This window comes from Pseudomonas sp. B21-053, from assembly GCF_026016365.1.
Taxonomy (GTDB): domain Bacteria; phylum Pseudomonadota; class Gammaproteobacteria; order Pseudomonadales; family Pseudomonadaceae; genus Aquipseudomonas; species Aquipseudomonas nunensis.
Window position 1 is genome coordinate 3,144,032 of the sequence record NZ_CP087205.1, and the last position, 26,129, is coordinate 3,170,160.

25 protein-coding genes are annotated in these 26,129 nt (G+C 54.5%); 9 read left to right on the top strand and 16 right to left on the bottom strand.

Annotation, left to right across the window (positions count from 1 at the left end; all coding sequences use genetic code 11):
- Positions 1 to 281: 281 nt before the first annotated feature.
- The 4 genes from LOY68_RS14395 to LOY68_RS14410 all read left to right on the top strand — a co-directional run bounded on the left by LOY68_RS14395 (position 282) and on the right by LOY68_RS14410 (position 7,611).
- Positions 282 to 3,320: a toll/interleukin-1 receptor domain-containing protein gene (locus tag LOY68_RS14395; RefSeq protein WP_265045393.1), complete on the top strand. Its 3,039-nt coding sequence runs from the start codon at positions 282 to 284 to the stop codon at positions 3,318 to 3,320.
- Between the two features lie 163 nt (positions 3,321 to 3,483).
- Entirely contained in the window at positions 3,484 to 5,454 is a 1,971-nt protein-coding gene (locus LOY68_RS14400; RefSeq protein ID WP_265045394.1) for a TRAFs-binding domain-containing protein, read from the top strand.
- A 107-nt stretch (positions 5,455 to 5,561) separates the two neighbouring features.
- Positions 5,562 to 6,737: a patatin-like phospholipase family protein gene (locus LOY68_RS14405; RefSeq protein WP_265045395.1), complete on the top strand. Its 1,176-nt coding sequence runs from the start codon at positions 5,562 to 5,564 to the stop codon at positions 6,735 to 6,737.
- Between the two features lie 79 nt (positions 6,738 to 6,816).
- Complete coding sequence (locus LOY68_RS14410) at positions 6,817 to 7,611, top strand: hypothetical protein (protein WP_265045397.1); 795 nt, start codon at positions 6,817 to 6,819, stop codon at positions 7,609 to 7,611.
- Between the two features lie 64 nt (positions 7,612 to 7,675).
- Here LOY68_RS14410 and LOY68_RS14415 read toward each other — a convergent pair whose 3' ends face one another.
- The 5 genes from LOY68_RS14415 to LOY68_RS14435 all read right to left on the bottom strand — a co-directional run bounded on the left by LOY68_RS14415 (position 7,676) and on the right by LOY68_RS14435 (position 13,345).
- Positions 7,676 to 9,769, bottom strand: a complete 2,094-nt coding sequence (locus tag LOY68_RS14415) for an ATP-binding protein (protein ID WP_265045399.1) — start codon at positions 9,767 to 9,769, stop codon at positions 7,676 to 7,678.
- Complete coding sequence (locus LOY68_RS14420) at positions 9,766 to 11,271, bottom strand: toll/interleukin-1 receptor domain-containing protein (RefSeq protein ID WP_265045401.1); 1,506 nt, start codon at positions 11,269 to 11,271, stop codon at positions 9,766 to 9,768. The genes LOY68_RS14415 and LOY68_RS14420 overlap by 4 nt, the downstream gene beginning before the upstream one ends.
- 401 nt (positions 11,272 to 11,672) lie before the next feature.
- The gene (locus LOY68_RS14425; protein ID WP_265045403.1) at positions 11,673 to 12,722 is read right to left on the bottom strand and encodes a tyrosine-type recombinase/integrase; all 1,050 of its coding nucleotides are present in this window, start codon (positions 12,720 to 12,722) and stop codon (positions 11,673 to 11,675) included.
- A 1-nt stretch (position 12,723) separates the two neighbouring features.
- A complete protein-coding gene (locus LOY68_RS14430; RefSeq protein WP_265045405.1) occupies positions 12,724 to 12,966 on the bottom strand; it encodes a DUF4224 domain-containing protein in 243 nt (80 codons plus the stop codon).
- A gap of 196 nt (positions 12,967 to 13,162) precedes the next feature.
- Positions 13,163 to 13,345, bottom strand: a complete 183-nt coding sequence (locus tag LOY68_RS14435; RefSeq protein WP_265045407.1) for a hypothetical protein — start codon at positions 13,343 to 13,345, stop codon at positions 13,163 to 13,165.
- Between the two features lie 87 nt (positions 13,346 to 13,432).
- Here LOY68_RS14435 and LOY68_RS14440 point away from each other — a divergent pair, with 87 nt between their 5' ends.
- The gene (locus LOY68_RS14440) at positions 13,433 to 13,903 is read left to right on the top strand and encodes a hypothetical protein (RefSeq protein ID WP_265045409.1); all 471 of its coding nucleotides are present in this window, start codon (positions 13,433 to 13,435) and stop codon (positions 13,901 to 13,903) included.
- A gap of 31 nt (positions 13,904 to 13,934) precedes the next feature.
- Here the strand turns inward: LOY68_RS14440 and LOY68_RS14445 are convergent, their stop codons facing one another.
- Together LOY68_RS14445 and LOY68_RS14450 are read right to left on the bottom strand one after the other, a co-directional pair.
- On the bottom strand, positions 13,935 to 14,123 hold the full coding sequence (locus LOY68_RS14445) for a hypothetical protein (protein ID WP_265045411.1): 189 nt from the start codon (positions 14,121 to 14,123) through the stop codon (positions 13,935 to 13,937).
- A 4-nt stretch (positions 14,124 to 14,127) separates the two neighbouring features.
- The gene (locus tag LOY68_RS14450; protein WP_265045413.1) at positions 14,128 to 14,439 is read right to left on the bottom strand and encodes a hypothetical protein; all 312 of its coding nucleotides are present in this window, start codon (positions 14,437 to 14,439) and stop codon (positions 14,128 to 14,130) included.
- Between the two features lie 87 nt (positions 14,440 to 14,526).
- On the opposite strand from LOY68_RS14450, the gene LOY68_RS14455 reads away from it, so the two are divergent.
- The gene (locus LOY68_RS14455; protein WP_265045415.1) at positions 14,527 to 15,381 is read left to right on the top strand and encodes a hypothetical protein; all 855 of its coding nucleotides are present in this window, start codon (positions 14,527 to 14,529) and stop codon (positions 15,379 to 15,381) included.
- Positions 15,382 to 15,447: 66 nt separating this feature from the next.
- Here LOY68_RS14455 and LOY68_RS14460 read toward each other — a convergent pair whose 3' ends face one another.
- Together LOY68_RS14460 and LOY68_RS14465 are read right to left on the bottom strand one after the other, a co-directional pair.
- A complete protein-coding gene (locus tag LOY68_RS14460; RefSeq protein WP_265045417.1) occupies positions 15,448 to 16,089 on the bottom strand; it encodes a hypothetical protein in 642 nt (213 codons plus the stop codon).
- On the bottom strand, positions 16,086 to 16,517 hold the full coding sequence (locus LOY68_RS14465) for a hypothetical protein (RefSeq protein ID WP_265045419.1): 432 nt from the start codon (positions 16,515 to 16,517) through the stop codon (positions 16,086 to 16,088). Before LOY68_RS14465 ends, LOY68_RS14460 begins: the two co-directional genes overlap by 4 nt.
- Before the next feature lie 148 nt (positions 16,518 to 16,665).
- Here LOY68_RS14465 and LOY68_RS14470 point away from each other — a divergent pair, with 148 nt between their 5' ends.
- Positions 16,666 to 17,241 carry a hypothetical protein gene (locus tag LOY68_RS14470; protein WP_265045420.1) on the top strand — a complete coding sequence of 192 codons (576 nt, stop codon included), beginning with the start codon at positions 16,666 to 16,668 and terminating at the stop codon, positions 17,239 to 17,241.
- A gap of 351 nt (positions 17,242 to 17,592) precedes the next feature.
- Here the strand turns inward: LOY68_RS14470 and LOY68_RS14475 are convergent, their stop codons facing one another.
- Together LOY68_RS14475 and LOY68_RS14480 are read right to left on the bottom strand one after the other, a co-directional pair.
- Positions 17,593 to 19,638 carry a DNA cytosine methyltransferase gene (locus tag LOY68_RS14475; protein WP_265045422.1) on the bottom strand — a complete coding sequence of 682 codons (2,046 nt, stop codon included), beginning with the start codon at positions 19,636 to 19,638 and terminating at the stop codon, positions 17,593 to 17,595.
- A 423-nt stretch (positions 19,639 to 20,061) separates the two neighbouring features.
- Positions 20,062 to 20,358, bottom strand: a complete 297-nt coding sequence (locus tag LOY68_RS14480; protein ID WP_265045424.1) for a hypothetical protein — start codon at positions 20,356 to 20,358, stop codon at positions 20,062 to 20,064.
- Positions 20,359 to 20,464: 106 nt separating this feature from the next.
- Here LOY68_RS14480 and LOY68_RS14485 point away from each other — a divergent pair, with 106 nt between their 5' ends.
- Both LOY68_RS14485 and LOY68_RS14490 read left to right on the top strand, forming a co-directional pair.
- Complete coding sequence (locus LOY68_RS14485; protein WP_265045426.1) at positions 20,465 to 21,298, top strand: hypothetical protein; 834 nt, start codon at positions 20,465 to 20,467, stop codon at positions 21,296 to 21,298.
- Between the two features lie 205 nt (positions 21,299 to 21,503).
- On the top strand, positions 21,504 to 22,274 hold the full coding sequence (locus LOY68_RS14490) for a DUF4145 domain-containing protein (protein ID WP_265045428.1): 771 nt from the start codon (positions 21,504 to 21,506) through the stop codon (positions 22,272 to 22,274).
- On the opposite strand, the gene LOY68_RS14495 is transcribed toward LOY68_RS14490, so the two are convergent.
- From LOY68_RS14495 to recT, 5 genes are all read right to left on the bottom strand, one after another.
- Entirely contained in the window at positions 22,251 to 22,607 is a 357-nt protein-coding gene (locus LOY68_RS14495; RefSeq protein ID WP_265045430.1) for a hypothetical protein, read from the bottom strand. The genes LOY68_RS14490 and LOY68_RS14495 overlap by 24 nt on opposite strands.
- Before the next feature lie 165 nt (positions 22,608 to 22,772).
- On the bottom strand, positions 22,773 to 23,045 hold the full coding sequence (locus LOY68_RS14500; protein WP_265045432.1) for a hypothetical protein: 273 nt from the start codon (positions 23,043 to 23,045) through the stop codon (positions 22,773 to 22,775).
- Position 23,046: 1 nt separating this feature from the next.
- Positions 23,047 to 23,481: a hypothetical protein gene (locus tag LOY68_RS14505; RefSeq protein ID WP_265045434.1), complete on the bottom strand. Its 435-nt coding sequence runs from the start codon at positions 23,479 to 23,481 to the stop codon at positions 23,047 to 23,049.
- The gene (locus tag LOY68_RS14510) at positions 23,478 to 25,121 is read right to left on the bottom strand and encodes a YqaJ viral recombinase family protein (RefSeq protein ID WP_265045435.1); all 1,644 of its coding nucleotides are present in this window, start codon (positions 25,119 to 25,121) and stop codon (positions 23,478 to 23,480) included. Before LOY68_RS14510 ends, LOY68_RS14505 begins: the two co-directional genes overlap by 4 nt.
- On the bottom strand, positions 25,118 to 26,005 hold the full coding sequence (recT, locus tag LOY68_RS14515; RefSeq protein ID WP_265045437.1) for a recombinase RecT: 888 nt from the start codon (positions 26,003 to 26,005) through the stop codon (positions 25,118 to 25,120). Before recT ends, LOY68_RS14510 begins: the two co-directional genes overlap by 4 nt.
- Between the last annotated feature and the right edge of the window lie 124 nt (positions 26,006 to 26,129).

Below are 26,129 nucleotides of genomic sequence, written 5' to 3' on the forward strand. Positions count from 1 at the left end.
TGAAGGGGATTTTTAGAAGCCGGAAACGACAAAGCCCTGAGCAATCAGGGCTTTGTCGTATAAAAATGGTGGAGGCGTGCGTTACCAGTCCGAGGGATTTCGTCTTGCTCGCAAGCTGATGTAAGGCGAGTAACGCATGTTCTACTTATCCAGGGTCATGGGCAACTGCATGTCCCCTTGGTTAACATCTGTGCTTGATCAGAGTTTTTTTTCGCGGCAACCCGCTGAGAGTACAGCGTCGGTACGGTGCTAGCTGCACGTTTTATCTATCTGAGTAAGCCATGGACGAAGTACGAAGCACCTGCACTAATGCGCGAAAGTATCGGGCATTCATCAGCTACTCTCACGACGATGGCGAGGCTGCAAAATGGTTACACAACGCCCTTGAGACATGGAAGCTGCCCTCAGACATACGTGCGCTGGTGCGGGAGCAACAGGGGGATTTGCTTCGTCTTTTTCCTGTCTTTATCGACCACGGAGAGTTGTCAAGTTCGCCCAGTCTTCGGCAGGCGCTGAAGCAAGCACTGGACAATTCCGATGCCTTGATCGTGCTTTGCTCACCCACTTCGGCTGCGTCCAAATGGGTGAATGAAGAGGTTCTGCATTTCAAGCGCACGCGACGGGGCGAGAAGATCATCACGGTCATGGTCGAGAGCGCCCCAAAGAGCACGAATCATGCGTTGTCGAGTGACGAGTACTTTTGTCCGGCGTTGCGTCATCCGTTAGGTGAAGACGACGAGCTTGAAGTGAGTCTGCGTGAGGAGCCTCTTGCAATCGATATGCGTGAACGCTCCGGCATCAGTCGTCGGGACGTATTGCTCAAGGTTATCGCCGGCATTTTGGGGGTGGATTTCGACCAACTGAAACGGCGCGAACGTAACCGCAAGCGAAACTGGTGGATAGCCTGCTCGGTAGTAATCTTTGCTGCGTTGATGTTACTTGCCTGGAGTCTTTATTCGAAAGATCAAGCCAGGAGAAGCAGGATCGAAAGTCAGTCGCTTGAGCTGCTGTCCATTGCGGATGCGCGCTTTCGCCGTCTTGACTACGACGACGCAAGTGACTCTCTGCAATCGTCGATCAACTTACGCCAGGGACTGGGGCAGGCGCCGTCCCTGGGACAGTTGGCACTGATCTACCGGACGCTGCTGGACAAGCGGGTCAGCATGCCGTTCAGCGAAGTGACGACAAAGTACGATTTACAGAGCCTGGCCCAAGGCTCCGTGTTTTTGGTGCTGTTAGAAGGTGCACGTGTCGCGCTGATCAATAATGCTGATCCGAGTGTACTGAGTTACATCGACATGGCACCGGTTCTCGAGCATTTCCTTCAGCAAGGTATGAGCGCCACGGACCTGCAAATGGCACTGCAGGGACAAAGCGTCGAAGCCGACACGCAGGGTCGCAAGTTGTACCTGCTGATCAAGAATCAGCTGTTCACCTTCAATATGGACAGCGGGGAACTCCAGGACTCGCGGGACCTCGCTCAGGAAGGTGACTTTTCGAGTTTTCCATCCAGTCAACGAACAGACTTTGAGCTGTACTGGGTCGGTGGGCAGTTGATTGTCGAGTTCGGTCGAGAATCCAAGTCCGTTGCCTTTCGGCTTCCCGATGGCGGCTGGAAAGTGATTAGCGATCGTAGCGTCTCTGATTGGGACGACCATACCGGCGACGTTTACCTGAATGATCAGGGGCGGGCCATTGAGCGCTATCGAGATGCTCAACTGCAGGGGCGTCTGCCCATCAATGTGAATCGAGATTTTGTCCTGGGAACTCGAAACGGTTTGTTGAGCGTTATCGACATTTCAACAGCGGGCACGTCGGTGATCACACTCGAGACCGAAAAACTCAAGCCCCTGTGGCGCTGTCATATCGTGTCAGGAAAAGTCCTCCAGGCCGACCCTATCGCCGCTGATCAGTTGCTGGTGCAAACCGAGTCGCCCGCCATGTTGTGGTTATATCGCCGAGACCAGCAAGACTGTCATGTCGTGGGCATCTACCCCAGTACCGCAACATGGTTCGACTACGTGCCTGAGTGGCGGCAATTGGTCCTCGCGCAGTCGAATGGGAGTGAATGGGTCAGGGTCACCGATGACGGTTTCGAGAGGGTTGCACAGCTGCCTTATTCGCGTGCTTCCGTGACGCCCAAGGGCGAGGGGTATGCCGTCCATAACGAAAAGCTGCTGAAGGTCTGGCCTCAAGGTCAGTTTTTTGGAGAAACGGTGAAAGGGAAATATCGGGCGTCTGGGAAGACTTCAATGCTCTTCGCTACGACTGATGGCATACGCTCGATTGCGCTAGGTAGTGACATCGCACCCGATCAGCGTTGGGTTCGCTCGTATGGTGGTAAGACTTATCAGCTATCAAATCAGCGCGGAGAAGTTTTGAATGAACTCAATCCGCTGATAGACGGCACAACGATTGGCACTATTCTCAGGCGCGTATCGTTCGATGCGGATGATGGAATGGGTCGCCTACTGGCTCAAGATATACGAACACACGGCAGTTTTTGGCACACGCCTATCCTCGACAATCCCTGGAATGGCGACATCTATGGCAAGACATTCGGTGTGCTGACTCGCATCAATATCAAGTCCGGCCAATTTCAGGTACTGCCCGCGCCAATTGGCGAGCATTCAATCAATGAAACAACGGGCGAGGTGTGGACTCGTGGTTCTATGGACGGACACGCGCTGACCTATATGTCGCCAGAGTCGCAAAGTGCCATCGAGATCGAAGGCAGCTCAGCTTACTTTGCCGCAGGCGCTGGCGAATCGCCTTGGTACAGGCTTCGTGGCGAGTCTGACCTTGTATTCTCGGAAGATGGTCACAACACGCTGGTGTTCAACACCGTCGGCCGATGGGCGATTATTGACGCTCATCAATTGCAACCGGCTGTTGGCCCGACCACTCGGGACCTTGCAATAAAATCGGCGGTTTTCCAGGCGCAAGGCTGGCTAATGACAACCCGCGATGATCGCTTGGTGCGGATGTCTACCGACGGCACTACGCTTTTGCAGCAAGCCCCATTGCGCCCGGGTGCCAGTCAGATTGTCGACCTCAGCGACCAAGGTCTCGTCCTTGTGCAAACGAGTGAAGGCGTTGCCTTGCACGATGCCGTGACCCTGGCTGAAGTAGCGCTGATACCCGGTTACACGGAATTTCATGCCCTGGGTGCTGGTCAGCAGGTACTGCTGGCAGTGAGTAACAGTAAGGGTGATGAAAAATGGAACATCTATCGATTGCCTGCCTTCGGTAACCATCTGCTGGAGCGAGTGGATGAATTGCGCCTGACACAAAAAAATCCTGCTCCGCTATCCCATTAAGCTTTCCGGACCTGAAATGGGATCAAGGAGTCTAGTGGGCAGCGTGGCGAGGACTTGTCGATGTCAGGGAATTGTTGATTTGTATTTCTGCCCTATATTGATGGGACGGTGCTTATTACCCAAGGCAAACGTTCCATGCAGTTCCCATTTCAAGGAGAAGCGCTTGAAGCTCCACGCCTTTGTGGCCATGCCTTTTGGTACTAAACCGGCACATGACGGGAAAATGATCGACTTTAATCGTGTATACGCGGAGTACATCGAACCGGCGTTGCGTGATGCCGGTCTGGAGGTGTTCCGCGCTGACGAAGAGCTCCGAGCGGGGGACATTCGCACCGACATGTTCCAGGAGTTGTTGATGGCGGATGTTGTCATCGCCGACTTGACGCTGGACAACCCCAATGTCTGGTATGAACTTGGCGTGCGACATGCGCTTCGTGCGCGGGGTGTGGTGCTTGTCCAGGGACCGAGACAGAGTCAGCCGTTTGATATCTACACTGACCGCAAATTGCGTTACAACCTGAAGGACGGCGCCCCTGACCCAGCTATGCTGGCCCTCGATCGCAAATGTCTCACTGACATGGTGCGTTCGACGCTTGATGCTTGGCATGGGCGCAAGGTGAGTCCGGTGTACAGCTTGCTTCCGCACTTGCGCGAGCCTGACTGGAAGAAGCTACTGCTCGAACAACACAACGAGTTCAGCGCTTCCTATGAGGAGTGGTCCAATCGGCTGGAAATAGCACGGCAGAAAAGGTTGGCGGGCGATATTCTCGTGCTGGCCGAGGAAGCGCCGACAGTGGCGTTGCGCATCGAGGCAAAAAGCGCGGCGGGGGACGCACTGCTCAAACTTCGGCATTACGATTTTGCGTTGGAACAATTTAACGCCGTATTGGCTCTCGATCCGAAGAACAAGTTTGCGCGTGAGAAAAAAGCGATTTGCTATGGTCGCCTTGATCGCAAGGTTGAGGCGCGAGAGGCGATGCGCCATCTGACCAACGACTATCCGAACGACCCGGAAGTACGGGCGCTTGCCGGGCGTGTGGAGAAGGAGAACTGGATCAATCGTTGGCGTTCTCAAGGCTCTACTCCGAAAAGCTGGAGAGACGCCGCGCAGTCGCAGGACTCGGCCCTGACTCAAGCCATCGAACCGTATTACAAAGCGTTCAGCAACGCCCCGGATCACTACTATTCCGGTATCAATGCACTGACCTTGAGCTTTCTGCGCCGTCATCTCGGAGGGGAAACCAGCGCCACAGCGATAGATCTGTTGACCGGGGGCGTGCGCTGGTCGAGCTTCGCTGCGCGAGAGCGCAATCGCATGGACTACTGGGCTCAAGCGAGCTATGCCGAGTTATGTTTATTGGTGAGTACGCTTGAGGACGTGAGGAAAGAGTATCGAGCCACGGCCGCCGCTGCCAATCGTGACTGGTTCGCGCTGGACTCCATCCGCCAGACACTTTGCCTGTTGCGCGATCTCGAGTTTCGTCCCGCCGAAACAGCCGTCGCGCTCGATATTATCGATCAGGAAATAGCCCAAAGCTCCCCGCCCTTTGAACCGCGCCAGGTATTCCTCTTCAGTGGTCATATGATTGACACCCCTGATCGCGCGGTTCCTCGCTTTCCGGCAGACAAGGAAGGTGTTGCTGCTGCGCGTATTGCCGCGGCGCTCAAGAGCTTCGGTGCGGGTCCCGGTGACCTCGCGTTAGCACAAGGTGCATGCGGTGGGGATCTGTTGTTTTTCGAAGCGTGTCAAAAGCTCGGCGTGCGCCTGCAACTGATGCTGCCACTTCCCGAACCCGAGTTTATTGAGCGCTCCATACTGCCTTCCTTGGGTGGCGAGCAGTGGCGTACGCGCTATTTCGATCTCAAGAGTCAGCTAGAGTTTGCGCCGCGTATCATGCCGACCGAACTTGGTTTGCCACCCAAATCCAGCCCCGATGAAGCCATGAGCCCTTTTGAGCGCTGTAACCTGTGGTTGCAATACAGTGCGCTTGCATGGGGGGTAAACAAGGTGCGGTTTATCTGCTTGTGGAATGGCAGCGGTGGCGACGGGCCAGGTGGCACCGAACATATGTACAAGGAAGTGAAGCGCCGGACGGGGCGAGTAGCCTGGCTGGATACACGCAAGCTTTGGTAGGAGGACGATTGAATCGACTGCGTATCGTCATATATGAGCTACACCTGACAATGTCCGCAATCTACTGATTCACCCTAAGCCGCTAACCAAACATTTGAGCATTCACCATGAGCCAACAACTCGTCAGCCGCATCGAATCTACTGAACCGAAAAAAATCCTTGCCTGTGACGGCGGTGGTATTCGCGGTCTTATGAGCGTCGAGATCCTGGCCAAACTCGAAGCCGATCTGCGTATCCAAAAAAATGCACCAACGCTGGTTCTTGCCGATTTCTTTGATTTTGTTTGCGGCACCAGTACCGGTGCAATTATCGCTGCATGTATTTCTGCAGGGATGTCGATGGACGATATACGTGCGTTTTACGTGGGCAGCGGCAAGGACATGTTCGATCCCGCATCGGTCTTTAAACGTTTGCAGTACACCTACAAGGCCGACCCCCTGGCGGCAAAACTGCGTGCGGAACTGGACCGCGCACTCAAACATTCGTCGACACCGCAAGAGCCCAACGCCACGCTCGGTAGTCATGGCCTACGCACGTTGTTGATGATGGTGCTGCGCAACCACACCACCGACTCACCCTGGCCGGTGTCCAACAATCCTCGCGGAAAATACAACCAGCTCCAGCGCAAAGACTGCAACCTGCGTTTGCCGTTATGGCAGTTATTGCGTGCCAGCACCGCGGCTCCGACTTATTTCCCGCCCGAAGTTGTAACCTTTGCCCCGAATACCGACGCTGAGTACCAGTTTGTTTTCGTTGATGGTGGAATCACGACGTACAACAACCCGGCCTTCCTGGCGTTCCAGATGGTGACTGCCGAGCCTTATGCGATTAACTGGGAAACGGGCGCCGACAAATTGTTGATCGTTTCGGTCGGCACGGGCAGTGCCGCTGAAACCTGGCAGGATTTGAAGGTGAGTGACATGAACCTGGTTCATTACGCCAAAAACCTTCCTGGGGCTCTTATGAATGCGGCCAGTGCAGGGTGGGACATGGCTTGCCGGACGCTGGGGGCGTGTCGTTTCGGGGGGGCGATAGATCGGGAGTTTGGCGAAATGATGATGGTGAAAGACAACGTTAAATCGACCTGCCCGAATGTGTTCAGCTATGTGCGTTACAACCCTGAGTTGACCCGGTCCGGGTTGGATGGGCTAGGTCTTACAGACGTCGAGCCTGCAAGCATTTCGAAACTGGACTCAGTGGCGAACATTCCGGATATCCAGCGGGTGGGCACTGCTTATGCGGCGCGAAGTGTCTCGCTTTCGCACTTGAAGGGTTTTGTTTAGGTCTTTGTGCGTCTCGCTGCCGGGACGTGCTCTGAAAGCTGCTCGGAATTAGCCTGAGGCTGGAACGGAGTCACGCCCCATGTCCCAACACTTCATTCACTATGTGCCTCGGCGAATCGTATCGCGGTTCCCGGACGATGCGAATCATCCCTGGTTTGCTGATGTCCAAGCCCTCGATGCCGGATTTTTCCGTCCGACGTTTCATATCAGTCGCCGTAAAACCGGGCCCACACAGCAGGTGAGAGAGGGTGACACCATTTGGATACTTGGGCAGATCGTTTCACCGTGGGGCGTTCTTCCTCCGGGTATTGATGCGCGTATAGAGGTTGAACGGGTGGAGCGGGGACGGGATGGGGCTCTAAGATTTATTGCCTCGAAGCAATCGCAATGGTTTCCGTTATCCGATATTTCTCACACGCTTCCCTTTCTCAAATCACTGGCGGGACAAGGACGTCTGAACGAACTGTTAAAGGATCCTACCGCACCCATCGGCCGCAGCTTGCAAAGCATGCGCCTTTTAGCATCGGCTGAACCACTGGAGGAGCATCTTGGGAAGCTGAGTCTGCAACCAGTACACTTCATCAGTTATCGGATTTGCGATGGGACACATGCAGCGTTCGTAAAGACCAAAGCGCTTCTCGCTCAACAGCAGGTTGTCTTCTGGGATCGATGGAGCCTTCCTCGTCGGCTTGCGGAGCGACGTGAGCTGGTAGATTGCGAGGCGTTGGATTGCCACTTGATGGAACAACTTGCATCAGCCGGGACGGTATGGGGAATAGAGTCGCCGGCTTATTCTGCCGAAGGAAGTTACTCCCAAAAAGAGAAAATCAAGGCGCTTCAGTTAGGTACTTACCATGCTGTCGCGGGTTGTTAGTGTCGGGTGGTAATCACTTGGGGAGTATAAGTTTCACTGGCGTTGCCCCTGTTTTTTTCGAATATTATTGCGGACGCGGCTCTATCAAACCTGGCGCGAACCACAGTTCATAATGCTCGGGGCGGTTGCCCGGAGAGTTCTCATACGTGTTGCTTAAATCTTCAAGCGTCACCGAAGGTGTCTTCAGCGTTTCATTGATCACCTTGACCAACGTCCTTCCATTGACGGCGCATTCTTTGACTCTAAAACAGCGCAGTACAGAGCGCCGGAGGGGCGTTTCTGAAAGCGTAATTCTGGGGACGATTAAATCAAACTCGTACACATGGTTCGCTTCGAGTAAAAACCCCAGCTGCTCAGCGCCGCTTCGCTGAGACTCATCTGCAATATGCAAATATATGCGCGGCGCGAGGCTGATGGTTTCCAATTGCCGGGCCTGGAGATTGAGCTCGGAATTAAACTTGGTCAACTTTGCAGATAGCTCATCGCTGGGAGTTTGTTGAGTCGAGACTAATTCGATTGTGTTCTGAGCCTCACGTATCACGCTAATGGCCTGCTTTTGCGAAACGGATACGAGCTCCCTTTCCTCGCCAACCTTCGTACGTTGTACAGAAAGCCAGACTGCCCATGCGCTCAGACCGGCAAGAGTAACCACGATCACGCCCATTCGGAAAATCAATTTCATTCTGCGCGTGTGATCACGTGCCTTGATGCTCGCCTTCAGCAATGCCTGAACTCTACCCCAGCCACCACCGTAGCGTTTCGCCCATTCTTCGTTGTATTGAAGAATCCATCGCTCCCGGTCAGTCGCCACTGCTGCACCCAACACATTGTCGGCGTCTTGTTCGAAGCTATCGACCTGAACCAGCAATGCGCGCCAGACAAGTCCAGCTCTGAACTCACGGATCAGCCAGCCGTGTTGAGGGTCGTCGATTTTCTGCCAACAGCGAATCAGCGCCTCATGACTGATGTCAATTAGCGTTCCTCGTTCCAGTGGAACATGCCCATGCGGCTTGAGAAATGAAACACCGTCCACGCGGAAAAGATCTAACACCAACCAGACTTTTTGTTCATTAGCGCTGGTTACCTTTATCAACTCATCAACGGTCAGCGGCCGCCGAATCGCTTTTCCGTCGGCATTGATATCGGTCAGCGCACGAAAAATCGCTTCGACCAGTTGGCTGCCATCTGGCAGTGAGGCTTGCGCTTGTCCCAGAATTTCATCGGCATGGGCCGACAACAAACCGGCCAGCCCGCTCGTGTGCTTATACTGCTCCAAGCCCAGGCGCCAGGTTGTATCGATCTGTCCTGGTTGCTCGGTGTTAGCCACATGCTGCTCGAACAGCAGCATCAGCCCATGCTGGATCAGTGGTAATTGATCCTGCCCACCTCCGGCATCAACGATCAAACGTTCTGCAAGGGGGAGGCTGATTTCGCCATCAAACAACTTGGCGGGCTCGCAAATGGCCCTCAACAAATCGCTGTGGTTCATACGCGGCAGCAAATATTGTGTGACATTCACGGCTTCTGCAAAACCTTTGTAATGGGCGCAGGAACCGAGAAACTCGGAGCGCATCGTCAACACTACATACAGCCCTGGTGGTGGGTGCTGCTGCAGTGCGATCAGGAACTGGGTGAGTAATTGGGCTTCCTCTGGACCGTTTTTACGTGCGTGTTCGAAGAGCTCTTCAAATTGGTCGATCAGGATGCACACGTGATCACCTGCGTGCTTACACATCAAACGCGCGAGTTCTTTTGGCGCTTGCGCACCGAAATTGAGCGTGCGCCGAAGTTCTATCACTCGATCATCGTCATCGGCACGTCCATCTACACTAGCCAGGGCCTCGGCGATGTTCAGCAGAGGCGCCCCCCTTGGCATTGCAGTGCAAGTTCGCCAGCGCAATCCTGCTCGGGCGCTCTCCTGTTCCAATCGGGGTAAGACTGCCGCTCTGATCAACGAACTTTTGCCGCAGCCAGAATCTCCGTGAACCACAAGCAATTGTTTGGAGACCAGTTCATTGACGATCGCATCGGCCATCCGTTCGCGACCAAAGAAGATCGGCCATTCGTGTTTTTCGAAGGGGCGCAGGCCGGGGTAGGGACGAGGTGGAAGTTTGACGGTGAAGACTTCCTCCAGAGTATCGGCTTGCTCGGTGCTCATAGTCCGCCCCCTGACAGAGAACTCTTGTCCTGCAGCCATTGCTGGATTTGCGATGTCCAGTCGTCCTTGGTCCCGTCGATCCAGTCGGCTTGCACATGACGGGCGGACGCCTGGCGCATCGGGGTGACGATTGCGGTGCCGACGGTGTTGAGCAAACCACACGGAAGCAAGCGGTTGGAGCGTGAACGCGCGGATTGTCGATCATGCTTGCCGATTACCACCAGATCGGCATCCAAAGCCCGTTCATTGGCAGTGCCCACCAGTAAAAGCGCGTCGCAGTCGCTTAGTATTTCTACCCTTTGTTCACGGGCTTCCTGGATTTTTTGTGGATTATCATTGACCGCATCCGGGCTGCCAGGTAACACAAAAAAACCCTTGTCCGCCAAGGCCAGGCCTGCCTTTTCCCAGGTCTGGGCCTGGTCGGCGCGGCCGTGTAAATATATGGTTTGGCCGCCAGGCTTATGCAAGTGTTTGATTTCTGCCTCAGCCCGAGCATGCTCTTCAAGTCGAGCTTTCAGCTTATTAAGTTTCGGGAGGAGTTGCGCCACTATGCCAATAGTTGCCTTGCGAAAATCGGGATTGGAAGAGATAGGCTCGTCCGCCCAGCCCAAGGGCCGGTGTTTGCCACTGATCAGGGAATGGAAATCGAACCCTACCAAATGTTCGCCCCGTGAGTCGGAGAGGGGGGGCGGCCAGACTCCCGTAGTTGGCCAGATTTTAACAACGGCAATGCGTTCATTTATACCGAAGCCAATCTTTTCCTGATGTTGGCACCACCAATTACGCTCGTCGGTACACCAGGCGGAAGCCAGATAGGGATCGGACATCAGGATGACTAATAGTGCCGAACCGTTGATGTGTTCGCGCAGTTGATCAGTCAAGGGGGACATCGGGTCGACGCCATGGCCGGGTCGAGCGTCCTTGTCGATGAATATTCTTAGATCTTCACATAACTGATTTTCCAATAGCAGTTCGCGCTCTAGTGCCTCGACAAAAACAGCGGACCAAGGTTGCAGTAAGCCCTTGCCCTTGCCGTCATCGCGTCCGTGGCTGTAACTGACGAACAAGTCATGGGTAAAAGGAAGTCCTACATACGCCATATCAAACACCTCAGTGAGGAATCCGGACAGCGCGGGCATCGGATTGGTCATTGGCACATCACTAAATAAAGCACAGTTCCATACAAGCACAAGTTCACCCGTTGCCCGCGATGTAAACAAAATCCAGAGTTGCAACAAGTCGCAGTGCTTAGTTAAAAATAGAGGTACTCCATTTTTTCGCAGGCATAAAAAAGCCCGCGCTTGGCGGGCTTTGATCCCATCTGTGCAAAACAGTTTGTGAGTGGTTCGGCGCACATGGGGCAGAGGCGTGAGTTGCTTTCGACTGTCGCCGGAGCTGCAGTTGGCTTCCTGAGAAAAGAATTTATCAGCAGGCCTGCCAAGGCCATGATGCCGCCGACGATGGTAGTAATCTGCCAGTCCGCCATAAGCCCAATGAGGCATCGCGGATCCTCGGTTTTGGAGGTCAGCGTAATTGCGGAAATATGGTGACACATACGGGGAAGTGAAGTGGTCGGCAGGATGCAGGAGGGAAGACAAAATCAGCTTCGCCAGGGAACGGTTCCAGAACAGTTATGGAACATATGCGGGCCGTGGATGATTTCACCAAACCCCAGAAACGAAAAAGCCCTGACTAATCAGGGCTCTAACGTATTCAAGATGGCGGAGGCGATGGGATTCGAACTCATGGACCTGTTACAGTCGACGGTTTTCAAGACCGCTATTTAAAGCCGCTGAAACCGTGGCTTGTAGCTGATTTCCGTTACAGTACTTTGGATTTTCCGCACCTCTGTAGACCGCATTCTACAAGGGGCGTGGTTTGAGTTTTGTAACGGGTTTTTGGGCTATTTCGACGGCTTGGCGATGGCGCCGATGCGACGATAAACGCGCTCTGTGATGTCTCCTTTGGTGTGACCCAGGAGCAGGCTTGCGTCGGCGACGTCGATGATTTCTGACGCAGCTTTTGGCCGAATATCGCGGAACTGGAAGCTGCCGATCTTCTCGGCCAGTAGGGCATCACCTTTCTCATCCGCCTCTTTCTTGGCCTTTTCCCGAGCCTTGTCCCACCGGTCGCGGAGCATCTTCGCGGTCATGCGCTTACCGCGCGCACTCACGATCAGATAGCTGCAAACGTGCTGCGCATTGCGCTCGGCCATTTTTGCGATCAGCAGGCCCAGGCTGTTGGCCTCGTCGCCGTCGGTCATCTGGATGCGCAGCTTCTTGTGTGTCTTGTTCTGCTGCACGCCCAAATACTTCCCTTCGACATCGTCCTTCCGCATGACCAGGACATCCGCCGGCCGTTGCCCGGTTAGATACGCCAGGTCCATCGCGTCTTTCAGCTCTTGAGCTGCTTTCTTGTAAACCGCATCCCAAACCACATCATTCGCGTAATAGTCCCGCGGTGTTTCCTTATTTTTGCGCACGCCTTGGCAGGGATTTTCTTTGGTCGTCAGCCCCCATTCTCGAGCGATGTTGAAGACGTGGGAGAGGGTGGCAATTTCGCGGTTCGCCCGCACCTTGGCTGTCCGCGCGTCCCGGTACCCGGCAATCGTGGCCGGGGTGATCGAGTCAATGGGCGCGCTGTCGAACATCGGCCGCAGTTGCTTGATCTCCGCCAGGTTGTCCTTCTGGGTGCGCGCTGCTTTCTTCGAAACGATATCGCGGATGTACCGATCGAAAATACCCTTCATGGTGCGCAGGTCGAGCGGCTTTTCCTTGGCTTCGAGTTCTGCCCATTTGATCCTGGCCAGGTCCAGGTCTTTACCCAGTGGAATCGCCTTCCCGGTCAGGTCCAGGTAGTAATAGGCGATCCAGTCCTTTCCGCTTTTCCGTGGCCGCGTCCATTGATACATCCGGGGCGGCAAATTACGTGTTTCGGCCTTGCGGGGTCGCATATCAGTTCACTCGCGAAAAGTCAGGCGTCCATGCCGGAGCCGCCGGCGGTGGGTTGGGGTCAGTAATGGTCGGGGAGATCATGCCCAGCTTCATGCGGGCATACATCCGCCCAACCAGCGGCCGCTTGCCGCGGCTTTCGACGAACACCCAATGGCGATCTGTTAGCCAGCGCCGCTGGTAGGCCCGGGCCTTGTAACCGGTGAGATCCGCCAACTCTTCGTCCGAGAGAATTTCAGTTTCCATAGAGATTGCTCCATGCCGCGCGTGGCGGCAGAAGGTGGTTATTGGGTGGTTAATCCATCTGATACCAGACGCCACAGTCGACGCCTTCGGCCTTCAGGGATTTGTACATGGCCTGCACACCGGCATAGCGCCGGTTGCCCTGGCCAGCGAATGGGGTGCTGAGGTGAAACGCTCGAGCGTGATAGGTGGTGGCGGCCTACATCCAACCAGTAATGCCGGCCTTATCCAGGGTGCCTTCGCGGAGCAGGCCGACGCGGATGTAAACGCGGTCGAGGTTAGCGCTCCCTCCATCATCTGGTGCGGCCTCGGCGGCGGCCTTGCCGGCATCAATTGCGCGCGCGACTGACGCAGCCAGCGCCGGAAGCTGATCTTTGGTCATGAGGATTCCTCGCCCGCCGTACACCGGCAGGCTCGTTGGAGTAAGGTGATTGAGGGTTTGTAAATTAGGCAAACAATGGGATAGCAGATGGAAAGCGAAGAAAACTCAGCTCTATACAAAGCAATCGGAATGGCGACAGTAAGCTCGCAATTATTCGAGAAGATTTTTGTCTTGGCCGCCAAGTTTGCGTTCAAGCAGCCAGACGCCAGGACAATAGAAGATATCGTTCCGCTTAAGATGGATACTGCTTTCAAGCAGCCGGTAAAAGCTTTGTTGAAAGAAATATCGGAAGCGGCTCCCTCGCAGGAGCTCGTAGATCGAATAAGCACCCTAATTGAAAAACGTCACAGGGTTGTTCATCGAGTAGTTGAAGAAACAGGCTGGCCAGGAATTCAAGCTACTGATGAGCAACGTCTACAAATTGGTCAACTTTGTGACGATGTTATTGAGGAAAGCAAGCTTCTTTCGAAGGTGCTGTACGACTTGACGCTCAGGTGGATGGCCAATATTCCAGAACTCCGGGACACTCTTGAAGATCAAAAACTCGGACTCTTGTAGCAGTACACGTAGGCGAACCAAGCGAGGGCGATCATGGCGTCACCTTGATGTCGACTTCGTCATGAATCCACTCAATATCCAGCAGGTCGTCGTCATCGATCTGCGCCCCGCGTAAATCATCACTGGCCAGCAGTTCCTCGACGTCGTCATCTGACGCGTCCTCAATAACCTTGCGAAAGTTGACGACCGCTCTCCCGGTCAAAACGATTGTTTTGCTCATGGGATCACTCCGTACCCATCAGGTAGGTGGGTTCAATTGCTTCTGCGAGCCAGTCTCGAAGGCACCCGCATTCGGCGTGCGGCGGCTCTTCGTCGGTCCACTGCATATCGAGCGTCTTGTCGCTGGCCAGCTCCACATCCCAATCCGCATATTCGGCCGGATCGTCGCCGTTCATTGCAGCCAGGACATGACGCGCTTCGTCTTTGCTTGTAGCGGCAACCCAGTCTTGATCGCCGACGCTGTAGCAGCGCAGATCGGGGCGAGCTGGCTGACTGCCTTCGAGTTCGAATGCTTGAGCTTGGTTTTCTTCAGGCATGACTGTTCCTTTGCCGCTATACCGGCTGACTTTGAAGGGAGAAAGGAGAGCTATACTGCTCAATATTGAGTACAGAGGGTGTTGGATATGCCATATGTCGTTGACAGCTCCGTGGATATGAATACGAAAATATTTCGATATATGGACTTGTCTAAATTTCTTTCATTGATTCATCAGAAATACCTCTACTTTGCCAAAGCCAGTTCATTCGAGGATCGCCTCGAAGGTATGCCTACTGACTTAGATGGTTGGCTAGGAAGTGGTGTTGCAGAAATGCTTGATATTGTCGTGAATAATGTATTGCCAAGCCTTTCTCTAAACACCAGCCCTGAAGAGCGGGCGAGGAGGGAGGTTGAACATGATGCTGCTCAAGAAAGATTTAAGAATCGCACTATCAACACGGTATTTGGGCCGCAACGAATCGAAGATTACTCACACTACTCCTCAATATTTGAAGCTGTTTCGCATTGGGTTGACATTAGCTGCTGGCACATGGATGTCGGCGCGCCAGAAAGTATGGCTATGTGGAAAATATATGGCGCAGGCTCAGCTGCGGTTTGTGTTGTGTCTTCTGTCGGAGACGTCATTAGGGCGATGAGTATCCCGCAAGATATTAAGTTGATTGTCGATAAGGTTTCTTATTTGAACTTCGAGTCTGATTATGTTGGGATTGATAATCCGCTGAGTGTGTTCTTTCACAAGAACGGATGGTACGAATTTGAGAAGGAACTTAGATTTGTAATTCACCAATCTTCAAACTTGGATCCAAGGAGGGAGCGCGGGGGGTACGGTACAAGCATCGAGATCGATCCCGGTTTACTAATAAAGCGCGTAATGGTTTCCCCTGCTTCTAGCGGTTGGTTTCTCGATTTGGTTAGTTTAATTGTTAAGGAGGCCGGGTTAAAGGTTGATGTCGCTAAGTCCAAAATACCCTTGCGATAGTTAATTTAGCTGGGATATAAAAACATCCCAATCCCATTGGACACAGGCCATGAGCTTTAACAACCGTTATCCGTCCACCTGCTGCTGTTCTTGACGCAGCGCTGTCTGCACAGCCTCGACAACTCGGCGCAGGTACGTGAATTTATGGTTCTCTTCCACTGCCTTGCCGTCGAGCGGGTAATGCCATTCCTCGCCGAACAATTCAGTCAATAGCGCGCTTTGGTGCCAGCATTCGCTCGAGCTCTCGATGCTGCGCAACACGTCGATGTCTTGCCAGAGCTCGCGGGCTTCATCTTTGCTCAGCTCGCCAAGTTCCCAGTCGTGTCGGCCGGTCTGTTGCCGCCGGCGCTGGACGATGCACTTCTTGGCCAGTGCGTGCAGCGCGTCGCCGCTGAAGACCGTGGAGCTGATGCCGCGATCCAAGCAATTCAGGACGTAGTCCCAGCCGCAGTCGGCGACGAACTCCGCGACGGTGCGTGGCCCCATCCCAGCCCAGTAGGCGTTCCAACTGTTGTCCCAGCAGTTGATGGTGATCTTGCCCTGGGCGGTCTGGTAGTTCGGGTTGGATTCGGTCGGGCAATCGCGCCGACCGAAGTCCTCGAGGAACACAGTGATTGCGTCGAGCCGCTGGGCGCCAATGATGACCAACTTTGTCACCGTCGAGCGCTCAACCTTCAGCGGCTCAGCGATTTCGTTTTGAGTGGTCATGCTGCCTCCGTAACTGGTTGGCGGAAGACTGGAAGGGCTCCGGCCTGCTCGCGCACAGCCTTCATGGCTGCCTCGTCGTAACCCCAGATGTTGCTGTCATCGAACCTCTCTGGGCCGAGATAGCCGGGGTGCAGCGGCTCCCCTGTACGGATGTAATCCCGAAGCTCTTTGACCAGATCGCGCAGCGTGCCGCCGTGAGTAAACCCGCGCCACTTCCCACCCCACACCGTTTCGTGCGTGAAGATTCGCTTGCCGCTGTAGTTGTCGATGAACCAGATCTTGCCGCGGTGATCGACTTCCATGCTGGCGTAGCGATTCGCAGCCTGGCTGTAGAAGAACCGGCGGCCGTGATCAGCGATGATCCGGATTACCTGATTGACCTGTTCGACGCGCTGGCGCTTTAGGGTGAGTTTGTTTCCTGTGGGCATGGGGCGTCCTATCCGGGTCATGCCCGGGCAGTGAAGGGGTGACAGGAGAAGTTCGGCGACAAGGGTGAGTATTACGAGTAAAAAATATGGTGGATGGCTAAGTGATATGATCTGATCTCATTATTTTTCAAAAGGAAGTGTAAAGTTCATGGAAAACTTCACAAGTTTCATTCCCGTAATTGGCCCCGTTGTCGCTGCCGCTTTAACAGCTGCAATTGCATTTGTTGTATCGGTATTGGCGAAGGAAAATAAAACCTCAGAATTTAGACAAGCATGGATTGAGGGGTTGAGGAATGATGTTGCAGAATTATTAGGCGATTTCAATATGCTCGAGACATCGCTCGCTATTTATATCGGTAGCTCTGAAACGAATAACGAACGTCAAATTAGGTACGATAAATTTCACTCAGATAACAGGAGCGAGTACGCAAAAATTGATGCCCTATGCAATAGGGTTGTTTTGAGGTTGAACCCATCTGAGCATTCGTTGCTGATCAAGAAAATGAGGGTTTTAGAGGGTTCTATAGGTAAGGGAAGCACTAAGTCTCATGCGCTATGCAGTGAACTTGTCGATGACTTTGCAATGGTGTTGAAGTCAGAGTGGGCTCGCGTTAAAAGTGGGGAGCCTACTTTTCGGGCAATGAAGAAAGTGGCGCTTATAAGTGTATTGGCAGTTTTCGTACCTGGATTGATATCCGTTGGTTTTTTAATATTTGCAAAGTGATGACGTTAAGGTTCAATCCCGCGGAAGCAGGCGATTGCCTAGCCACGATTGGCAAACATATCGAATTGTGTGTCTGAGTAATCAAGCATTTGCTGATAGCTGGGACGTCCTATGCCGGGTAATGCCCGGCCGGAGAGTTATCAAGGCAGGTGAGATGGCGAGCCGCTAGGGGCTCGCCGGTTTACGCTAGCCGTGGAACATGATGGTGATGATCATTGCGTACAAGCAGATGTACTGGATGATTTCCATGAAGGTTTCCTATTTCCAGATGAGCGAGCGTAATTGCTCGTTCTACCGGTAATAGTGGGTAGGCAGTGCTCCAAATTTGGCCAGTTGGAGAAAATAAATGGCTTAGGCCGCAATTTTTTTGAATTGGGCGGCTTTCCATGGATCGTTTGCTCTGGCCAGCGCTGCCATCGGCGGAGGGCTGACACTATTCCCGCACATGTGAACCTGCTGGGTCTTGGTGAACGGCTTGCCGTCGGCACCGTGGCTAATGATGTAGTCGGCGGGGAAACCCTGAGCCTTGTACAGCTCGGCCGGCTGAAGCATCCGCAGGCAGATGTCGACGATCACATACGGCGTTCCCCCGATCGTCACGGTGACCAAGCCCAGCCGGTCCTTGGTGGTGATGGTCGGTGCTGGCTCGCCGGCGCTGCTCACGTTCTCGGTGCCGTAGTAGCTGATCAAGAAGGCCGCAACTCGCAATGCACCGGCTTCGACCTCTGGCGAAAGCTGGAGCTCAACCAGCGAACTCTTGCCACCACCGCCCGCCGTGATGGTCGGTGCAGGCTCATCCACTGCCTGGCCAACGCTGGCACCGAACTGACGCTCCATGAATGCGGTTACCAGTCCGTGGTGGGTGCCGCCGGCGCTGATTGTGTGCAACGGATCGACTGTGTCCCGCGCGTCGCAGTTGCCGCGCAGGTGTACCAGGTTGGCGGTCACCAGTTGCTGCTGGCTGCCAGTGTTGGTCAATGTGGTCATCGGGTCTGTGACGCTCTTCGCGTCGGTGGTGTTGAATCCGCCGTTCATCTGGGCCATGAACACGGTCGAGATACCCATCGCGTGGGCGGCGCCGGCCGGGCGTTGGTAGTTGCCGCCGCTGGTGATGGTCGGCAGCGGCTCGTTGAGCGCCTTGCCTTCATCAGCAAACCGGAACTTCACCAGATGCGCCGCGGCGATCGCGCGATGGTTCTGGGTCATCAGTGTTCCGGCCGGTTGATCCATCGATGTTGGTTTGCCCGAGTACTCTGGCCCGCCGGCCCCGACCAATACCGGGCTGATCAGCGTGAGTTCGCCACGGTTGGCGCATGTCACCGTTGGCAACGGGGCGTGCGGATCGTTGATCCGGTCGCTGCCTTGGTGCGTGGCCGGCGCGATGATCGGGCTGGCCATGGCGAACGAGCCGCCGCGCGGCCAAGAGGTCACGGTGCGCAGCGGGTCGTGCGCTGACTGAACACTTTCGCCGGACCAGTTCGCTATTGGCACAATGAACGGGTCAGCCGCATCGATGACGAACTTCTTCATGCCTTTTGCGATTCGCCGCAGGGTGGCGGGTGCCAGGGGCTTTGGCCGGTCGAAGATGCTTTTGCTCGGGATGGTCCAGTCGATGCACTCGGCGGCGGTGCGCCACTTCTGCTGGCCTTTCACCGGATGCTTGGCGTGTGTCGGTGTTGGCCAGACAATCTGCTCGCCATCGCAGCGAGCAATCATGAACAGGCGCTCCCGACTGGTCGGTGCGCCGAAATCGCAGGCCTTGATGACGCGCCATTCGACGACGTAGCCAAGGTGCTGCAACTCGGCGACAAAGGTTGCCCAGGTCTGGCCGCGCCGCTTCGGGTCAGGCACCAGGAACTGCTGGTGGACCGGGACGACCTCACCTGGCTCCGCAATAGCACCGCCCAGCTTCATTACTCGTCCAGTGGCCTTGCAGCGTTTGGCGATCAGCGGCCCCCACTGGAGGATCTGCTTCACGTTCTCCAGGCTGATGACGCGAGGCTTCTTCTTGCCGGCCCACTTCAGGCCGATCCACGATAGGTTGCGAATCTCACGCTTGCGCGGCTGACCGCCGGCGGCCTGGCTGTGGTGCGTGCAGTCCGGCGACATGTGGAGCCAGCCAACGGCCTTGCCGCCACACTCGGTATCCGGATCACCGTCGAACACGTCGGTGGTGTAGTGAACAGCGCCCGGGTGATTAACGGTGTGCATGCTGATTGCCTGAGGGCTGTGGTTCTTCGCGACATTCACCGCGCGGCCCAGGCCCATCTCCAGCCCGGTACCGGCACCGCCGCCACCACAGAAGAAGTCGACAACGATCTCATCGTCCTGAGTGCTGAAGCCGAGTCCGTATTGAGTTTTGAAATCGAAGGGGTGTTTCTTCTGTTGAGCGGACATAAAGGATCCTCGCCGGCTGGCGTGATTCGTCGAAAGGGTGGGGTCAAGCAGGCTTTTTTAAACAGGGTAAAATTGCGTTTTAAGATCAAGGAAACAAAAAAATATGAGCTCACTCAATGCTTGTAACCAAATCAACATGAATGGCCACGACCTCGCGTGGGGCATTTCAAGTCGGGACAAAGACGGCGTTCCAATATGGGGGAATATCGTATTTTCGCCTGCCTCCGGCGGAGTGTGCGTAATCGCACACCGAGGGCCGTGGGTGAGCGATTTAGAGGCATTTAAATCAATGCACTCGGAGGCAATATCTATCGCTACCAGGCATTGATGCCGGGAGGCAGGTGCTGGCGGCCTACAAAGAAATTTCACCGATGTCGATCTTGCGCAGCTCCATCACCTCCACACTTTGCTGTCCGTCGGTGATCACCCAGCATGGCAGCTCAAGGTTTCTGAAGGTTCCGTGGTAGTTGCGGTAGGCGCCGAGCGCTGCTTTGCGGAATGAGTCGGCGGCGACTTTCCCAATAGGCATTGGGCTGCCCCCCCCAGCAGGCTTAGCTCGAATACCACGGCATTCGAAATGCGCTTTGCTGCCGCCCGGATGGTGCTCGGTGCCAACTGAAAATCCTTGGCGACTTCAATCACATGCTTGTAGGTCAGGGCATCGAAGATCTGTTGGTCGCGGGCGCCATTGCGCAGGCCTGCATAGATGACTGCTCGCATGGGTTATCTCCAGGCAGGCGCCTGCCTCGCCGTCTGGCGTGATTCGTTGAAGTGAGGTATTTGTAGTGAGCCTAATTCGAGGCGAATGGATGGGATAGAGGATGTTATGAGTGTCGATATATATTCTCTATGTAATAATGAATTCTTACTACCCATTGTTGCTAAACTTAATAGATCAGCTAGGCAAATTGAGAATATAAACAAGGAGTTTGAGCGAGTTGGCTCAAATGTTGACGTAGATTTTACTACGGAAATAAATCAAGATAGATTGGGGTTTGCATTAAAAATCAACGGTTTTAAAAAGCTAGAGCTTGATGACTTGTCAGTCCAAATCGGTGAGTGCGCGCATAATTTGCGCAGTGTTTTGGATAATTTAGCATACGCTCTGGCACGGCTCAAATCAGACCCGCCGTTAGCGCCCAATCAAATTGCGTTTCCAATTTTTTTAGAAGAGAAAGATTTTATTGTAAGGTGGCCGAAGAATAAGTTGGAAAAATTTTTTGATTCTGAAATCATTGAAGTTATTCGAAACATCCAACCGTTCAATAGGAAGGGAGGCGAGGAGGGGTTGCCCGTGAATGATGCTTTAATCGTACTGTCAAATTTAAATAACGCAGATAAGCATCGCTTGCCAAATTTAGTGGTTTTTTCACAAGAAAACATTAAATTTAATGGTCGTATCGAATATAAATCTGAAGAAGATTGTTTCAATGATGGCCCGCCAAATTTTAGTTTTAACTGTGCTCCTATTGTTAGGGATTTCATTTTGCTTGAGGCGAAAACCTTATTTCCTATAGTTAAGATCAACGGAGGTTTTGAGATTTCTGGGAAGGTTAAGCTGGAGTTAGAAGGGCAGTATTATGATATTGTTAAGTATCTTGTAGATACTAGGAGTTACGTGATTTCTGTTTGCAAGATGTTTGATCGTTTCTTTTTATGATTCTGGGTTGCTAGCAATTGGAGTGCAAACTTCATAATTAACGGGATATTCATAGCCTAAGTTGATCGTGAGTCGCATCCTTTTCGAGTTCTTGGTATCCAGTCGGGCGCCGCCCTCCGTAACCGGTGGTGGCATAATCGCTTTATGTATGCTGTTCGTGCGTGTTACTAGATGATTGAAATTTTGGGAAGCAACGTAAATGCTAATGGATCGTAAAAGCTTACTTCACGGTTTCACCAAAACAAGAATTCCTAGCTATTGCTGCCCCTATTGTGCGGAGGGACGATTAAAGTTAGAAGGTGAATTTATAAGTGAGGAAACTAAAGCGTCTATAAAAGATCAGGGGGAGGATTATTGGGATGTTGATTTTGTAGTTCTCCGGTTCAGTTGCAAGCTGAAATGCCTAGTGTGTTCTGAAATCGTTTTTTTTATTGGGAGTGGTGGTGTAGATGAGGAGCACGATGTGGATGCGCACGGAGGATGGGATACAACGCATGTAAGCTATTACCTGCCGAAATTTTTCTACCCTCCGATTATATTTATAAAATGTCCGGATAAAACTCCATATTTAGTGAAGGAGCAAATAGTAGCGGCAAGCTCACTATACTTTGCGCATCCTGATTCTTGCTGTAATAGCATACGCGCTGCTGCGGAAGCGATACTGACAGATCTAGGCATTCCCGCTTTGAATGAAAAAGAAGCCTACGCCAGTTTTGTAAGTCGAATTAAACAGCTTCCTCCTGAAAGAGAGAGTGTTAAGGCTTTGTTCGATGCTATCCGATGGCTTGGTAACCACGGTAGCCACCCAGGCACGGGCCTGCTGAACACACACGCTTTAGACGCTTTCGAAATACTAGAGCTTTTGCTAGAAGAAGTTTACAGCGAAAATAAGTTGAAAATTCAGGATCTAGCAAAGCGTATAAATGAAGCCAAAGGTCCTGTGGGGAGTCATTCAAGATTGGCTTTGGGGGAGTAAATTATTTATATGTGGGCGTACAATCTCATCCCCTGGATCCCGCTTCAGCTCGGCCAAACTCTCGTTCCGAAACATCCGCGCCACGTTTTCGCTTATCTGCACTTTGTGGCGCGGACTTTCCATCGCTTGGAATGACAATGTCGGCCCGAGCGCATGAGCGTTCAGAATCAGGTTCTGCACCGCCTCGCTCATTTCCTCGATGCCGTTCCAGGCCATCAACTCGTCTAGCTTCTGCCGGGTGCCGAGCCTGACCCGGTGCCGCAGTTCCTTCTCGTCGTACTCGATCCGCTTCTCGGCGGCCTTCGCCGATCGCTCTTGTCCAGTCTTGGCCATGGCCAACCTCTTCTCTGCCACTGGCCGGCAGTGCCAGCCAGGTTTGTCGTTTGCGTTGCTGCACTCGGACCATCCTGCGCATCAGGTCGAGGCCGGGAAGTTGAGCGAGTGGTCGGAAATTAGCGATCGGCAGAGCGTCTCGCTGATACCCAGGTGCTTGGCGGCCTAGTAGCGCGTCATGCCGTTTGCTTTGCATTCCATGAGCTGGCCAGCCAGCGCGAGTCGTTCTTCTTCGCTGATGAAGCGGCCGCGCTTCTTCTTCGGCGTTTCGGTGGTCCGGTAGCCATACGCCGGCTTCGGCAAATGCTCGGCGCCGGGGCTGTCTTTGCCCATGCCGATCGGGATCAGCCGGGATTGACCGCCAGATGCAAAGAAGGCAGCTTTCGCCGCCTCCAGTCCACTTTGCCGCTTTGCGGCTTCTTCAATTGTTTGGTCCATATCAGGATGCTCGTGAGTTGATGGTGATGCCGTAGAAACGGGCGATGCGGCGCAGAACAATGCGGCCGACACCGAGCTGGTCAGCAATGGCTACCTGGGTCATACCGGCCTTGGCCATCCGCCGGATGCGCGGTACCAACTTCGCTTCCTCTTTTCGCCGAGCCTCAAGGGTGGCGTCGGTGGTGGTGGCGAACTTGATGCCGTGCAGGCCGGCGATGTAGTTGATGGTCCGGGTCGACTTGCCAAGGGCCTTCGCCGCGGCACAGACCCCGGCGCCAGTGAAACCGCGAATGGCCTCGACCAGTTCGGCGTCAATCGGCGGCGCGACCGACAGTAGAGGATCAGTGTTTGCCCTGACTGCATCGGCCAAAACTTGCACCTGGCCGCCGGCAGATTCGAACTGAGCGATGGCTTGCTGCAGTTCGGAGGCATTCACGCCGCCACCTTCACCAGCCTCACTCCAGCCATGCTGAATCGGTCGCCCTGGTCAGCGACAAGCGCGTCGAGCGCTTCCCAGTTGACCGTCAACATCGATATCGGCGCCTGACCGTATGCCACGGCCTTGATCAGCGCTTCGAGGTCGTAGACATCAGCCTGCATCGCTACCGGCTGACTGGTTTGCGCTGCAACTGGCTTCGACGCTGCCTGAGCGACCGGCGCGACTTTCACCGGCGCATGAGCTGTGATCGGTGCAGGCTCAGCAACTGGCTCGAAAACAGCCTTCGCCTTCGCTTCGCCTTCGATCCGCTGCAGCTCTTCGTTTCGAATCCGCACCCGCGTAGCTTCTGCTTTCTCTTCCTCGGCTTTTTTGTGTTCCGAAATCCGCACCTTGATCAGCGCGACCAGGTCATCGTTCGCCTTCAGCACAAGCTGCTGAACGTCGCTGAACAGGAAGACGTAATCGGCGGCGAGTTCCACCAAGCTGGCGAGGTTGGCGCGAATGCTGTCGCCGACCTGGCTGGCAGCAATCTTCGCCCGGGCCAACTCCGAATCGGCGGCGTCGCGCAGACTACTGATCGACTTTTTGCCTTTGATGGCGCCTGCAAAGTCCGCGGGCACCGTCGGCATACGCGCTTTTCCGCCCAGCGATGTATTGATCTGGTCGATGTGCGTTTGAAGTGCTTTGGCGGCACTCATGACGATGTCTTCGCGGATGCTGACCTTGCGAGCCTTTACCAGTTTGTCGAGCATCAGGCGCTTGGCGCGCGCTTCGGCGCTGATCTCGTCGATGGTACGGAAGAGGGCGTCGATGCTTTCAGTTTGGCTCAGTGCATGTTGCTTGGCCGCGGCGAGGCGTTCTTCAACATCACCGCACCACTTGACGGTCTTCTCGGCATCGGCGAATTGCTGATCGGTTTCGAGTTCGGTGTTGATCGACGCAAAGACCGCTAGGGAATGAGCCTTGAACTGCTCAAGGTTGCTGGCGGTCACCATGCCGGTAACTTCGATGCGCAGCGCTGGAAGGCTGTCCGGCGTCTTGCCGACGGCTTCCGGCACTACCTCGATTGGGGTGTAGTCGAGCAAGTCAGTTTGGAACTGTTTCCACCCAGCAACGAGTGTCGCAGCGCGGCCCGGTACCGGGGTGTATTCCATCGACACGAAGTTGTCTTCGGTGCCGTCGGAGCATACGAAGATCACTTTGTCGGCGCCGCTCACCAGCAGCTGCTGCTCGAGCTGCCAGTAGTAATGCGGGTCCAGGTTGCCGGCCATTACATCGGCGGCGAGCTGCTCGTTCCACATTTTGTGTTCGAACAACGTCTCTCCGAGCATGGTGCAGCCGTCGAGTGAGGCGAGTAGATCGCCGTCGGTACCGACGACAGGAAAGAGGTCTTCGCCGATCCGCGTTTCCAGAATCGGCCGAGCCAGGGCTTCAGCTTCGTGGCCTTTGTCGAACAGGTATTTCTGCACCCACCACGACACATCGCGGTCGAGGCCGGTCTTCTTGGCGCTGAGTAGCTCGGTGCGCTTCATCTGCTTCGAGGCGCCCATCATGGCCGGCGCCTCGGAGGCGGTGAAGTAGTTGGCGCGGAGCGCATGCCAGGCTTCGGAGCCCTGAGCTACGTTATGAATCTTCATTCGGTTTCTCCTGTAATGGGCGCCATGCGGTGGATACGATCGGTCTGCTCGGCGCTGAGCGTGTATTTGGATTCGAGAAAAGCGATCAGGCTTTCAGCGTCTGTCTTTCCCTGGTCGACGCCGCTTTGCCAGGTAGGCAGCATCGTTTCGAACTTTTCTTCCGGGTAGTTGGGCAGCGTCGCCGGCGCCGAACCTCGGCGAGGTGAAACATCGCGGGCAGGTGGAGCGGTTTCCTCGAGCTCGTCTGGGCTGTACACGCCAAGTATCACGTCGGGGCAATAGAGACGGGACCAGCGTTTGGTGGCGAGGTAAGCCAATTGTTGGCGAGGATCGTCAGCCCAGAGTGTGCTGTTGCGAGTGCGGGCCTGGGCCAAAAGCAGCTCCAGAACGCGTGGTTCGGTTTCGGCACGGAATGTGGCCCAGACCTTCACACCCAGACCTTCCTCGTCCGCCAGCACCCAGCCGGGAACCCGGTATTCGCCTTTGTCACCAGACTTGATGGTGAATTTTCCGATCACCTTTTCCCACGCCCCGTACCACTCGTAATGCAGGCGATCCAGCACCGGCGCGCAGGTGGTGATCACCGCATTAACCAGCTGGGCCTCGTAGCCGAGCACGCCATTCACCAGGTGCGTTTTCTGCGCGACCGCGAACGGGTTCATCTTCCACTGCATGGACTGCATGATCACCGCGAGGCAGTCGGCCGAGTTGCCGTTGAAATGCTTCGGCACCGTTGCGCGGCCGGTGGCCATGACGTCGGCCAGGCGCATCATCTTGTCCAGACTGTCGCCGTCGAGCACCAGGGCGCTGGTACTGGTCGCGGCATGAGGGAGGATGTGCAGCGTTTGTTCGTGCGCCACCGGCGCCACGCTTTGTGCGGACATGACAATTCCTTGCCGCGCACTGGCGCAGCTCTTGAAAGGTGTGTGCTATTGAGGGATTGGCGCTGAGAGGGCGCCGAACAACATGAGGGTGGTACAGGCGGCGAGCGCGAAAAAGGAACTGCGC